The organism is Gordonia phosphorivorans (assembly GCF_042432625.1).
Lineage (GTDB): Bacteria > Actinomycetota > Actinomycetes > Mycobacteriales > Mycobacteriaceae > Gordonia > Gordonia phosphorivorans.
This window is the reverse complement of the sequence record NZ_JBHLWV010000020.1, coordinates 87,080-101,195: the sequence shown is the minus strand read 5'-3', so window position 1 is coordinate 101,195 and position 14,116 is coordinate 87,080. Positions and strand designations below refer to the sequence as shown.

Annotated in this window: 6 protein-coding genes; all 6 read left to right on the top strand. The window is 68.7% G+C overall.

The annotated features are described in order from the left end of the window. The first annotated feature begins 2 nt into the window (after positions 1-2). Positions 3-2,381 carry a uracil-DNA glycosylase gene (locus ACFFJD_RS09700; RefSeq protein ID WP_382363541.1) on the top strand — a complete coding sequence of 793 codons (2,379 nt, stop codon included), beginning with the start codon at positions 3-5 and terminating at the stop codon, positions 2,379-2,381. A gap of 45 nt (positions 2,382-2,426) precedes the next feature. Beyond that, positions 2,427-3,782: a protein NO VEIN domain-containing protein gene (locus ACFFJD_RS09695; protein WP_382363539.1), complete on the top strand. Its 1,356-nt coding sequence runs from the start codon at positions 2,427-2,429 to the stop codon at positions 3,780-3,782. Positions 3,783-3,904: 122 nt separating this feature from the next. Next, entirely contained in the window at positions 3,905-7,720 is a 3,816-nt protein-coding gene (locus ACFFJD_RS09690; protein WP_382364452.1) for a DUF6079 family protein, read from the top strand. Next, positions 7,717-10,611, top strand: a complete 2,895-nt coding sequence (pglZ, locus tag ACFFJD_RS09685) for a BREX-2 system phosphatase PglZ (RefSeq protein ID WP_382363537.1) — start codon at positions 7,717-7,719, stop codon at positions 10,609-10,611. Before ACFFJD_RS09690 ends, pglZ begins: the two co-directional genes overlap by 4 nt. Beyond that, positions 10,608-11,897, top strand: a complete 1,290-nt coding sequence (gene brxD / locus ACFFJD_RS09680) for a BREX system ATP-binding protein BrxD (RefSeq protein ID WP_382363535.1) — start codon at positions 10,608-10,610, stop codon at positions 11,895-11,897. The genes pglZ and brxD overlap by 4 nt, the downstream gene beginning before the upstream one ends. Then, positions 11,897-13,996 carry a DEAD/DEAH box helicase gene (locus ACFFJD_RS09675; protein ID WP_382363533.1) on the top strand — a complete coding sequence of 700 codons (2,100 nt, stop codon included), beginning with the start codon at positions 11,897-11,899 and terminating at the stop codon, positions 13,994-13,996. Before brxD ends, ACFFJD_RS09675 begins: the two co-directional genes overlap by 1 nt. Positions 13,997-14,116: the final 120 nt, after the last annotated feature.

Here is a 14,116-nt window from a genome sequence, read left to right as displayed (position 1 = left end):
CTATGTCCGGCGCCATCTTCATCACCGTTCCCGGCGGCCGGCCTCGGGCCGTCTACCACGTCACCGTAACCTGCGAGGTCTTTGCCGCCGACCTCGATCTGGCCCGCTTGGCGGATCCCGAGGCCACGGCTCTTGGCGTGTCGCGCCACTGGGCTCGCAGTCACGGAATCCCGTGTGCCTGCTGTCTTCCTGAACTCGCCGAGACGCTCCATGCCCACGAACTGGCCAAAGACTGCGTCGTGCTCGACGAATCCGGGGAACGGCCCGCCGCACTCATGCACTGGCGAAAGGACACCGAGCGCCGGTGGTGGGGCCTCGTCGTTTTTCCCACCGAGCCCCCGACCTGGGAAGTGCTCCCCGCGGACAGTCTTCGCGTCGCCTCAACCCCGGAGTCGGAGACCGAAGCTGCAGAGTCGGCCCCGATCCCTGCCGCCGCATATCCACAGCCGGTAGCCAAACGCGGCGGCGACCCGGCGCACCAGGCACTTCTCATCGCGGGGCGGGACGACCCCCACGTCGCCCCGATCAACGAGTACGTCGACAACCTGGTTGAGCTGACCGGTGAGTGGCAGCCGTATGTGGCGCCCACCTACGGCGGGGTGAACGCGCGCCTGCTGTCGCTGTTCCAGGATCCCGGCCCCAAGACTCGCGTGCAGCAGGGCACCGGCATGCTCAGCGTCGAGAATCCGGACGATTCAGCGGCCCGCTACCTGGACCTGCTGGAACGTCACGGCATCGACGTCGCCGACACGCAGTCGTGGAACTCCTACCCCTGGTACCTCGGCACCACCCCACACGGCCCGACCGACGAGCAACTGCGGCGCGGCACCTCCGCACTCGCCGACCTGCGGCGCCTGCTGCCGCAACTGCACGTGGTTCTGCTGCACGGGAAAGCGGCACGGAAGGCGTGGGCATTGCTAGCTGCAGCCAACCCCGACCTCGTCGAGGGCATCACCACGATCGAGACCTATCACACCAGCCTTCGCGTCGTCGAAGGCAAATCACCCGCAGAACGGGCCCGCCGCGAGGCCCGGCTCGACGCCGACTTCGCGCGGGCCGCGTCGGTCTTGCTGGCGGCCGAACCCGCATCGCCTGTCCAGGAAGCACCGCCGGAAGCCGATTCCGGCCCGTCTCGCGAGATCGCCGTTCCCGAACCCGACGAGGTGGTGGTGAGTGCACACGACGAAGGCCTGCTGGTGTACGGCGACCCCCGGATGGTCGAGCAGTATCTGGCGCAGTTGTCCCGCGCCACCCGCGACGCCGTCGCCACCCCGATCAAGCCCAAAGATCTGGCGTCCGTGATGGCGAATGTCGCCGCCGGCGCCAACATCGCCGCGCACCGTGGCAGCTTTGTGCGGCTGTCCCCGGACAGTCTTAAACTGCTGCGCGCCCACGGCGTGGTGCCCGGCACCGGCGGCTACAACCGGATGTTCGTACACGGCGGGGGCGGCAAGATCGCCGGGCAACTGCAGTGGAAGACCATGCCCGTCGGGCCGTCGCAGGCGATGGCCGTCCAGATGTTCGCGATGCAGATGGCATTGAAGACCGCGATCGCCTCGGTCGAGGATGCGGTGAAACAGGTGCAGAACACCGTCAACCAGATCTTGCGGTTGGTCCAAGCCGACCGGGTAGGCGATGTGGTCGGCCACCATCGCACCCTCAAACGCGCCGTCACTGATTTCGAACAGTACGGGGTCCTGCTGAAGGCCGACTGGGATGCCGTCGCCTCGCTCGGGCCGTCCCTCGAACAGGTTGTCGCCAAACTCCACGACCATCTGCGGAAGACGGTGCGCACCTTCGACGCGAACCTGCAGATCGGTGACCGTGCCGACAGCCTGCGTTCGGCGGTAAGCGATGCCGACTTCGGCGAATCTCTCCGGCTGCTGATCGTCACGCAAGACGCCATGTTTTTGTGGCAGGTACTCCGCATTGAGCAGGTCCGCGACACCGAACCCGAGAAGCTCGATCACGCAATCCGCACCGCGCGCAAAACCCTGCTCCAACATGCCCGCGACGACGAACAACTGTACCGTCAGGCCAGCAGAAATCTGGAAGCCGTCCGCAAGATCAAACCGCTTGAAGCCGTCCGGTTTCCGTCAACGGGCAAACTGCGGGCGGATACCGACACCCTGCACCATGATCTCGACCTCTTCGCGCAATCACGCCGGCTTCAGGTGATCACCTGGACGCCCCGGACCGATCCGGGACTGGCCGACGCCGCGGCCGAAGCTCGCGCCCGGGTCGGTGCCGCCGCGCGCATTCCGGCACAGGTCATCGCGAACCGGAAAGCACAGGCTGCCGGCAAAACGCCGCCGAGAAAAGTGAAGCCGTCAACCCCGTTGAAGAAGCCCTCCAGCATCAAGAAGCCGAAGAAGCCCTGAGTTCGTCAACGATGCTCACCACACCCCGAGAAGCAAGGAGCTGCAATGACTGTGCCGGATGACGGGCTCGCCATGTTCGTCGCGGAGGTCGCCCGGCACGGCGGCACCGCCAACCGCCGGCCCGGGCTCGAAGCACTGCTCGATGTCACCGCGCCGACTGGCCGGACCTCCGTCGTCAAACTGAAGACCAAACAGCGCGGAGACTGGCAGGCGCAAAAGACCGACGGTCGCGTACGCGACCGCAACCCGCTCGACGCGTGGGTGTTCGTGGACGTCAACGAGCCGATCAGCAACGCCCGCATCGTCGACGCGGAATGGATGCGTGCCGACATCCAGGACCTGGTCGACGAGTGGCTCGCCGCCGACCCGTCCCGGGATGCGAACACGCAACGCCACCACAAAATCGAGGAGTCCCGGGTTGCCGAGTGGGTCGGGCGCTGGGATCTGCTCGGACTCTCCGGCGGGAAATCCGCCACCACGCCCGCCGGCAAAACGTCGTCTCAACGAGCAGTAACCGAGGAGAACCTTGGGGCCTGGGTGTTCATCTGCAACCCCGACGTCTGGAAGCTTCAAGAGTTCATCGAAGACGACAACAACTGGATCGACAGCTGGAGCGTCGTCGACAACTATCGCTCCGCGATGATTCGCGAGGGTCAGCGCGCCGTGCTCTGGGTGAGCGAGTCGAAAGGCCGCACGATCGCCCGCGGTGTCCACGGGCTGGGCTGGACGACGGGCACCCGGTACGAGGTGGTCGGCACGGTCGACGGCGATGACGGCTACTGGGCGAACAAGCAGAAGCAAACCGATGTCGGGTGGCTCGCCCCGACCGACATCACCTTGATGGATACACCGCTCGACGCCGACACCCTCCGGAACCATCCCGGTCTCGCTGATCTCGAAATCCTGCGTACGCCGTATACGAGCAATCCGTCGTGGCTGTCCGCCGAGCAGGTCGCAGCGCTGGAAGAACTCGTCGGCGAGTGGCCCGAACCCGATCCATTCGCCGGTCCTCCCATCACTGTCAGCGCCGGTGGCGCCCGGCGCGGCGATCCCGAGACCAACCGGCTCGTCGAGCACGCCGCCATCGACGAGGTGATCGCGCACTATGAGTCCCAGGACTACACCGTCGAGAACGTTGACTCGCAGAACCTCGGCTGGGACCTCACCTGCACCGCGCCCGACGGAACCATCCGGCGGGTCGAGGTCAAGGGTGTTGGCGGGCAGCAGCCATCGATCCTGCTGACCCGGAACGAGCTCCGTTCTGCAAGGGAAGACCAGAACTGGGAACTCGCCGTCGTCACCCGGGCGCTCTCGGCGCCGCTCCTGCAGATCTTCCCCGCAGACGAGGTGATCGACGCGGCCGTCGGGTACGTCTACCAGGTCGATCTCCACGACAGATAGTGTCCTCGCTCATCCTCACCAATCCGCCGCTGCCTCACCACGCCTGTCGCTGCCGCATGGCACGATGGAACCGGCAAACCCCCCAGGTCGACGTCAAACTCGATCGTCACAGCTTGATCGGAGTGCAGCACCCGATGTTTCCCGGCGTCACGCCCAGCAGTTCCCGCACGCTCCGGGAGACGTTCGCCATCCCCGAGTCCCACGGCACCAACGACTACGTCTTGCGTCTGTCCGATTCGGTGGCCGACGCGCACTTCGCCGATACCGTCGCGTCGTATGTGGTGACCCCGGCGATCGCCGAAGCCTTCGATCAGGCCTTCTCCGTGATCGACCAGTCGCTGCGCACCGGCGAGAACAAAGCCGCTTACCTGAACGGCTCGTTCGGTTCCGGTAAGTCGCACTTCATGGCGGTGCTGTACGGCATCCTCGGGCACTCCCCGGCCGCCCTGGCGGTCCCGGAACTGCAGCCGGTCATCGCCAGACATCCGGCCCTCGCCGACGCCACCCTGCTGCGCCTCACCTTCCACTTCCTCGACTCGGTCACCATCGAGGCGGCGCTGTTCGAGCAGTACCTCCGGCAGATCCAGGCCCTGCACCCCGACCGGCTCCCGCCGGTGCTGCATTCGGCCGGTGGACTGTTCGCCGACGCCCACAACCGGCGCACCGAAGTGGGTGACGAAAAATTCTTCGCCGCCCTCAACGCCGCCTCCGGCGGCGCGGCCGCCACCACCGGCAGCGTGAACTGGGGTGCTCTCGGCGCGGCAGCCACCGTGTGGGACGCACAGACCTACGCGGAGGCCGTCGCCCCCGATGCCGCAGCCGCCACCCGCGCCCGCCTGCAGCAGGCCTTGATCGCCGCGTACTTCACCAGCTACTCACGCAACACCGACTGGCTCTCCCTGGAGGACGGCCTCGCGGTGATCGCCGACCACGCCGAATCCCTCGGCTACACCGGCGTGGTGCTGATGCTCGACGAGCTGGTCCTGTGGCTCACCTTTCTCATCACCGAACGGCAGCGGTTCAGCGCCGAAGTCCAGAAGATCACCAAACTCGTCGAAACCAGCCGGGGACGCCTGGCCGTCCCGGTCACCTCGTTCATCGCCCGCCAGCACGACCTGGCCCAATGGGTCGCCGGCGGCACCGACTCCGGCGCCACCCAGCAGGCCGTCGAACAGGCCTTCGCCCACCAGGAAGGCCGGTTCGGCACCATCAACCTGGGTGACGAGAACCTGCCGTACATCGCGCACAAGCGACTGCTCCAGGTGGTCGACGACGACGCCCAACTCGCCTTGGACGCCGCCTTCGCCCGGATCGACAAGAACCCCGGTGTCTGGGATGTCCTGCTCGACGGCATCAACACCGACGCCTCCCATCGCGGGTCCGACGCCGACGACTTCAAACTCACCTACCCGTTCTCACCCGCCCTGATCTCCACGCTGCGCGCGCTGTCAGGCCAAATGCAGCGCGAACGGACGGCGCTGAAGGTTATGCAGCAGATGCTGCGCGACGACGCCGACCGGCTCACCATCGACAACGTGATCCCGGTCGGTGACGCCTTCGACTACATCATCGACAGCGCGGGCTCCACGCCCATCAGCGAGGCGGCCGCCCAAACGTTCAAAACGGCCCGCACCCTGTGGACCGAGAAGCTGCGGCCCATGCTGTATCGCAACATGAACGTCGACGAGGCCATCCCCGACGGCGAGGTCCCCGTCGGCTTGCGCGCCGACATCCGCGTCGCCAAGACGCTGCTCATCGCGGCCGTGGCACCCACGGTTCCTGCCCTCAAACAGATCGACGCCTCGCGCCTGGCGTCGCTCAATCACGGCAGCATGATCTCGGTGATCCCCGGCGACCAGATCGGGCAGATCGCCGCCAAAGTGAAGCAGTGGGCCGCCGAAGTCCCCGAGCTGGCCGTCTCCTCCGACCCCAACCCGCTCATCTCCATCGCACTGGAATCAGTCGACTACGAGCGCATCCTCACCCGCGCGCAGACCGAAGACACCGACGGCCGACGCCGCGAACTGATGCGCACCCTGCTCAGCGAACAGTTCCGTGTCGACGGCAGCCAACTGTCCACCGACGCCGGCCACGTGCGCGAGGTGACCTGGCGGGGCACCGCCCGCCGGGTCGAGGTGGTGTTCGGTAACGTCCGCGACCGCGGTTATCTGTCCGACACGCAGTTCTCCCCCTCCACACCCGGCGCGCTGCGACTGGTGGTGGATCTGCCGTTCGACGAACCCGGCCACACCATCACCGAAGACCACGACCGCATCGACGAACTGTTGCGCACCGGCCAGGACCGGTTCACCATCGCCTGGCTGCCAGCGTTCTTCCCGGAGAAGGTTATCCGTCAGCTCGGCAAACTGGTGATCCTCAACCATGTGCTGACCGACCGGTGGACCACCTACGCCAACGAGTTCTCCGAAGGCGACCGCCAAGCAGCCCGCAGCATTCTGGAGCAGCAACAGCTGCAGATCCGCGGCCAGCTCGGCAATGCCATTCAAGTGGCCTACGGCACCGCCAGCGGCGGCAGGTTCGCCGGCAATCAGCCGCCGCTGCGCTCGTTGCACGCCGGCTACAGCCCGCAACCACCGATCGGCACCACCCTCGGCGAGGCCGTCGACCGACTCATCGACGACGCCTTCGCTGCCCTCTACCCCGACCATCCCGAGTTCAGCCCGGCCGACCGGCTGATCACCCTGCGCGAGATCAACACCGCCCTGGCCCATCTGCGGACCGCGCAGACCCGCGCCGACGGGCGCGTCGCCCTGGAAGGCGGTGCCCGCGGCGACCGCGACAGCACCCGACGCATCGTCGAAGGCCTCGACATCGCGAAGGTCAACGAGACGCACCTGCTATTCGGGCCCGACCGGTTCCAGGTGTGGCAGACGCGCATCACCCAGGAGCTGGCCCGCCTCGGTGTGGACGAGAACGACGACATCGAGGTCGCGCTGGTGCGCGACGCGATCCGGGCAAGCGGTCCCAAACGCGGTCTCATCGACCCGATGGTCGACCTGATCGTCGCGGCCTGGGCCGCGCAGACCAAACGCTCCTGGTTCCTGCACTCCTCACCGCTGCCCGAACCGGCGATCGGCGATATCCCCCGCGGCACCGCCCTGCGCTTGGAGTCGCTGCCCGACCCGGCGGTGTGGGCCGACGCGGTGCGCCGGTGGAAGGAGTGGACCGGCCAGCCGGTCAACGATTACCTGACCGCCGGCAATCTGGCCCTGTTCGCCGCTGCGGTCCAGCAGTTTCGCGCCGAAACCTTCAGCGGGCGCGCCCCATTCGTCGCTGAGCTGCGTCGCGCCTACGACTACTTCGGTCTCGACCCGCACGTGGGCCGGCACGCCCTGGCCGCCGACCTCCTCGACCTGTTCGAGGTGCAGCTCGCGAATGTGCCCACCCTGGCGGTGGTCGACACCATCGCCCAGGCCGCGCTGCGCGGCAGCGACATCGAAGCGGGCCGGTCCCTGTCCTCGGCCGCCGACGTCGACGCGGCATTGCGCACGCAACCGCTGGACCGCTGGGACGTGCTGCGCAACGGCGCGGCCGCCGGAGGTGAGCATGGCAGACAAGCGCAGCTCATTCTCGACGAACTCTCCACCGCCGTGCGGGCCCAAGAGTTCTCGCTCTCGTTGCCCGCCGCCCTGGCGCGGGCCGACCGCAGCCGCGACACCTGGCTGGTGGCCGGTGCCAGTTCCGGCGACACCCCCGCCCCGCCGACACCCGATCCGCCCGGGCCGCGCACCGATCCCGATGCGGTGCCGGTCGATCCGCCGGCCCCGATCGTCAGCGGCGATCCGGTGATCGAGCCGTTCACCGTGAACGCCGCCTCGGCGCGGTCGCAGATCGAGGAGCGCCTGGCCGCACTCCTGGCCGACCACCCCGACGACGAGTTCACGGTGACCGTCACCATCACACGAGCCGCGCGGTGACCGTACCGTCGACGCTGCCCCGCGCCGACCTGCCCGGGCTGCTGACGCTCATCGGCCAGGTCCGTGCCAAAGATTATCGACGCGGCGTTCTGGCGGTCGCGGCGCAGCCGGAGTGGACCGGCGCGGACACCGTCGACACCGAATACGGCAGCCTCCGCGTCCGGACGGCATCGAGTGTGCTCGCCATCCGGGATGCGCTGACCGAACGCGACCGATTCGACTGGGTCGTCGTGCTCACCGATCGCAGTCCGGCCGAACTGCCGACCGGCGTCGTCGACCATCTCACCGTCGGGGCCGTATCGAATCTGGATCCGTGGCCGGCGCTGCGCAGCCGGTTCAACGCGACACGGCAGGAGTTCGATCTGTTGTCGCTGCAGAACGCCGCGGCCCGATCGGCATTGACCTATTTGCCCGACGCCCCCGCCCCGGCCCCCGGCGGCGTGCTGACCGCCGACCATCTGTTCCGGGTGATCGCCGGCCACAACTTCGGTCTGCGCCACGCCGACATCACCCCGCACAATGTGGCGCTCTGGTCCACCGACCCCGACCTGGCCGCCCGATTCACCCGCTGGCGCACCGGCGTCGACGCGACCCTCCTCGCGGAGTTCGACCGCTGGCTGCAACGCAAACTCGGGACGCTCGGCCCGCTGTTCACCACCGTGCTACAGACCGCCGGACCGCACCGGCTGGTGCCGTTGGGGCTGGCCGCCGGACTCTTCGACGACGCCGCCGGGGCCGCCGCCGGTTTCCCCGCGCCCGCCGAGTCGATCGTCCGGTCCCGCACCCTGTTGGAGGTGCTGCTGGGCAATCAGCGGTTCAGCGCGCAGCAGCTCGCCGCCTGGGGGCACACCGCCAGTTTGGTGGTGCCCGCCGCCGGGCCCGCCGTGTTGACCAGCGCCGAAGACCTCGTGGTCCAACTGCAGGCCACCGAGCTGGTGGGCCGTTCCGACATGCTGCCGTCGGCGCTCACCGCCCGGATCGCCCGGTTCGCCCGCGTCCTCGCCGACTCGCAGCTCACTGACCCGCACCCGGCTGCCGCGCCCCCGGCCGCCGCCGGGGGCAGCGAGCTGACCGACGTCGAGAACTGCTGGGCCGACGTCGTCGCACATCGCCTGGCCCGGCCGCAGCGCGGTGACGCACGCCGCGACGTGCGGGTCGCGGCCGCCGCACTGCGGCTACTGCGCTGGCTACGGCGCCGCCCGGTCGCACCGACGTCGACGGCCGAATGGCTCACCAGCTACCGCGCGGAACTGTCATGGGTCGACGGCGCCGTCGACGAGGTCTTCGTCGGGGCCACCGACCCGCAGCTCGCCGACGCCGCCCACCGGATCGTCAGTGCGGCGCGCGCCCGGCGGGCCGACCAGGACCGCGGCTTCGCCCGGTTCCTCGCCGCCGACGGCGCCGTGCGCCGGTCGGTCGACGACGCGCCCACCTATATCGAAGATCTGCTCGACACCGTGGTCCGGCCGTTGACCGCCCTGCCCCGGGGCGAGTCGCCGCGGCCATCGCCGGTGTTGCTGATCGTCGCCGACGGGATGAGCGGTGCGGCCGCCAACGAGTTGGTGGCCGATATGGTGCGCCGCACGCTGCCGCAGTGGACGGTGTGCCTGCCGCGCGACACCGAGCCGGTGACCGTCGCACTGTCGGCGTTGCCGTCGGTCACCGAGTTCTCCCGCTGTTCGCTGCTGTCGGGCCGGTTGGCGCGCGGCGGTCAATCCGATGAGCGCGCTGGGTTCGACGCGTGGCTCAATTCGCGCGGCCTTCGCGGTGTCGGCCGCGTGCTGTTCCACAAGGCCGATATGGAGGCCGCGGCGCGCGCCAATGCACTGGCCTCCGCCGTACAAGAAGCGGTGGACGACACCGCCGGCCGGCCGGTGATCGCCTGCGTCCTCAACGACATCGACGATGCCCTCGATCGCTCCGATCCGATCGGCACCGTGTGGACCACCGACCGGTTCAAACGGCTCGACTCCCTGCTCGCGGCGGCCGCCGCCGTCGGACGCACAGTGGTGCTGGTGTCCGATCACGGGCATGTCGTGGAACGCCGCGAACAGCCGAGCGCGCAGCGCGGCACCGGCATCTCCGCCCGCTACCGGCAGGCGGGCAGTGCTGTATCCGGCGGTGCTGTATCCGATGGTGCTGTATCGGGCAGCGAGGTGCTGGTCGAGGGACCGCGGGTGCTGCTGGACGAGCACCGCGTCGTCCTGGCGGTCGACGAACAGCTCCGCTACACCGGCCTCAAGGCCGGCTACCACGGCGGCGGCGCGCTAGCCGAGGTGTCGATCCCGGTGACGGTCCTGGTCAACGGGTCGATCGGCGAACAGCTGCCGCTGATCGAAGCGTCGCTGGCCCCCGGCGAACCGCTGGGCCCACCGACCTGGTGGGAACCCGGCCGCGCCACCCGTGCAACCGGCGCGGGTGACGACACCGTTGCCCCCGCACCCGCCCCGGCACCGAAGCCGCGTCGTACCCCGGCACCCACGGCACCGGCAGCCCAGCCCGATACGCTGTTCGACCTCGACGACCAAACCGCCTCGACCCACCCGGCACCGTCGACCGGCCCCACCTCCGGCGGCCCGAGCGGTGGCCGGGACCGGGTGGCCGAACTCCTGGCCACCGACCTGTTCGCGCGGCTGTTCAAACAGTTCGGCCGCAACCAGCGGCGGGACGCCATCGCCGCGCTGCTCCGCGAGACCATCGACTCCGGCGGCGTGCTGCCCCTGGCCCGCGCCGCGCAGGTGCTCGATGTGAAGGCTTTCCGCGCCGGTCCGGCCGTGCAGTCACTCGCCCAGGTCCTCAACACAGACGGCGTCATCGTGCTGACAGTGTCCGGCACCGAGCTGCACCTGGAAACCGAGACGATGTTCGAGCAGTTCGGGGTGCAGCGATGACTCTCTCCCCGGTGCGCCGCCGCGAACTGCTGCAATCCCTGCGTCAGGGCACCGTCCCGGACGGCAATCTCGACGCGCTGGCCGTGGGTATCGACAGGTTCGCCGCCACCATCGACGCCGACCTGGACGCCGTCGCGGCTGGCGGTTCGATGTTCAAAGCGGTGCGCGGCGAGTACGGCGCCGGCAAGACCTTCTTCGCCCGGTGGGTGGAGCAGCGCGCCATGCAGCGCGGATTGGCCGTCGCCGAGGTTCAGATCAGTGAGCTGGAGACGCCGCTGCACAGACTGGAGACGGTGTACCGGCGCACCATCGAGGAGCTGCGGACCGCCGCGTTCGCCAAGAGCGCCTTCCGGCCGCTGATCGACGCCTGGCTGTACGGCATCGAAGAAGACGCGGCCGCCGCGGCCGGTGTCGGCGAGGCCAGCGCCGCCCAGGTGGAGGATCTGCTCGAACAGCGACTGGCCGCGGTCGCCACGGCCACACCCGTCTATCCGATGGTGTTGCGCGCCTACCGCAGTGCCCTCGAACGCGAAGACGCCGCCACTGCGGATGCGCTCATCGCCTGGCTCGGCGGTCAACCGCACGTCGGGGCCGCCGCCAAACGCGTCGCCGGGGTACGCCAGGACGTCGACCATTTTCTGGCGATGGGTTTTCTGCAAGGCCTGCTGGCCGTCCTCAAGGGTGCCCGGCATCCGGGCTTGGTGCTGGTCATCGACGAGGTCGAGACGCTGCAGCGGATGCGCAGCGACAGCCGAGCCAAGGCCCTCAACGCCCTGCGGCAGTGGATCGACGAACTCGACTCCGGCCGCTACCCGGGCCTGTACCTGGTGATCACCGGAACGCCCGCCTTCTACGACGGCCGCCAGGGGGTGCAGACCCTGCCGCCGTTGGCGCAGCGGCTGCACACCGACTTCGGCACCGACCCGCGGTTCGACAATCCCCGGGCCCCGCAGATCCGGCTCACCGGCTTCGACCTGGATCGGCTCGTCGAGGTGGGTGTGCGCGTACGCGACATCTATGCCGACGGCTCGGCGGCACCGGACCGGATCTGCCGCCTCGTCGACGACGGCTATCTCCGCGAACTGGCGACGGCCGTCGCCGGTGAACTGGGCGGCACCGTCGGGGTGTCCCCGCGGATCTTCCTGAAGAAACTGGTGGCCGACGTCCTCGACCGCGTCGACCAGTTCCCGGATTTCCTTCCGCGCCAGCACTATGCGCTGACCATCGCCGAGAACGAGAAGGCGGCGAACCCGCGGCCGGTCACCGCCGACGACGTCGAGCTGTGATGCACGGCTTTGCCCTGCTCGATCCGGTGGTGCAGCACCATGTGGTCAACACGTTGGGCTGGCCGCGGCTGCGGCCGTTGCAGAGCGACGCGGCCGGGCCGATCACCGCGGGTGAGGACGCGCTGCTGCTGGCGCCGACCGCGGGTGGCAAGACCGAGGCGGCGGTGTTTCCGCTGCTGACCCGGATGCAGGCGCAGCGTTGGGACGGTGTCAGCGTGCTGTATCTGTGCCCGCTGCGCGCCCTGCTCAACAATCTCCAGCCGCGGCTGGACGGGTACGCCTCCTGGCTGGGCCGGTCGGCACGCACCTGGCACGGTGACGTGAAGACCTCGGCCCGCACCCGGATTCAGCGTGAGCGCCCCGATATTCTGCTGACCACTCCCGAATCGCTGGAGTCGATGCTGGTCTCGGAGCGGGTGGACGCGGCGACGCTACTGGGTGGCGTGCAGGCCGTGGTGATCGACGAGGTGCACGCCTTTGCCGGCGACGATCGCGGCTGGCATCTGCGGGCGGTTCTGGCTCGGATAGAAACCCTGCTCGGGCGGCGTCTGCAGCGGGTGGGGATGTCGGCGACCGTCGGCAACCCGGACGAGCTGCTGGGCTGGTTGCAGGGCGGACACGTCACGCCGGGCCGGGTGATCGCGCCGGAAGCACCCGGCGCAGCGGTGATCCCGGAGATCACCGTCGATTCGGTGGGCAGCATCGAGAACGCGGCGACGGTGATCGCCGCGCTGCACACCAGCGAGAAGCGGCTGGTGTTCGTCGACTCACGGCGGCTCGCCGAGGAGCTGGCCGCGCACCTGCGGGAGCGCGGGGTCACCACCTTCGTCTCGCACTCGTCGTTGTCGGCGGCGCAAAGGCGCGAATCCGAGGAAGCCTTCGCCGACGCACGCGACTGCGTCATCGTCGCCACCTCGACCCTGGAACTCGGCATCGATGTCGGCGACCTGGACCGGGTGATTCAGATCAACGCGCCCCGTACGGTCTCGTCGTTCTTGCAACGGCTGGGCCGCACCGGGCGTCGGCCGGGGACCGTCCGCAACTGTCTGTTCTTGGGAATCTCCGACGACGACGTCCTCGCCACCCTCGGCATGCTGGCGTGCTGGGCCGACGGCTGGGTGGAGCCGGTGGTGGCCCCGCCGGAGCCGCGCCACATCGCGGCGCAGCAGTTGCTCGCCGCGGCGCTGCAGACCCGTCGGCTGCCGCTGACCGGTTGGCAGTCGGGGTGGGATCCGCTCCCACTGTTCGACGACGACGACGGCCTGGCCGTCTTCGACTATCTGCTCGATCAAGGCTTCCTGGAGCACGATTCGGGGACCGCATTCATCGGTCCGGAAGCCGAAAAGCGTTTCGGCCGTAAACATTTCATGGAGTTACTGGCGGTCTTCACCGCGCCCCCGGTGTTCACGGTGCTCGCTGGCCGCCAGGAGATCGGGTCGGTGGAGACCAGCATTCTGACCGATGAGGTGGCGGGGCCGCGCACCCTGCTGCTGGCCGGACGGTCCTGGCTCGTCACTTATATCGACTGGCAGCGTCGCCGGGTGTTTGTGGAAGCCACCACGCTGAGCGGCCGGGCCAAGTGGATGTCGTTGCCCGACGGGGCGTCGTTTCAGATCACCAGAGGTGTGCGGGAGGTGTTGTTGGGCACCGAACCTGCTGGGGTCACGCTGACTCGTCGTGCGCAGGCCACGCTGGCCACCGTGCGCGAGGAGTACAGCGGCCGCGTCGACGCTGAGCGTCTGGTGGTCGAACGCGATGATCGTGGCACCTGGCGCTGGTGGACGTGGGCCGGCGCCAAAGCCAATCGGACCCTGGCCGCCGCCGCACCCGGCCTCATCGTTCCCGGCCAGCGAATCGCCACCGAGTTCGTCCGGCTCCACGCCGATCTGGCCGTGGCCGACATCAAGGACCTGCTCGCCGAGCTGTCCGCGGTGCCATCGTGGCCACCGCCTCCCGTCGACGCACGCGCACTGAACGGCTTGAAGTTCTCCGCCGCCCTGCCTCCCGAACTGGCCGCGCAGACCCTCGCCGCCCGCTCCACCGACACCGTCGGCGCCGCCGACTCAGTCGAGTATCCCCTCGTCTATCGAACGAGCTGACCGTTCCGAATCGTGGCGAGTGCTCTCAACTAACATGCCTGTCGGACCTCTGTGAGAAGCTTTGATGTCCGGAGGATTCGTTCACCTCGACACTTCGTGGTCTATCGGCGAACCGATGAC

Excerpts from the sequence above, each read along its gene's own strand:
- ACFFJD_RS09700 (WP_382363541.1), top strand. The coding sequence starts at position 3 with ATGTCCGGCGCCATCTTCATCACCGTTCCCGGCGGCCGGCCTCGGGCC.
- ACFFJD_RS09695 (WP_382363539.1), top strand. The coding sequence starts at position 2,427 with ATGACTGTGCCGGATGACGGGCTCGCCATGTTCGTCGCGGAGGTCGCC.
- brxD (WP_382363535.1), top strand. The coding sequence starts at position 10,608 with ATGACTCTCTCCCCGGTGCGCCGCCGCGAACTGCTGCAATCCCTGCGT.
- ACFFJD_RS09675 (WP_382363533.1), top strand. The coding sequence starts at position 11,897 with ATGCACGGCTTTGCCCTGCTCGATCCGGTGGTGCAGCACCATGTGGTC.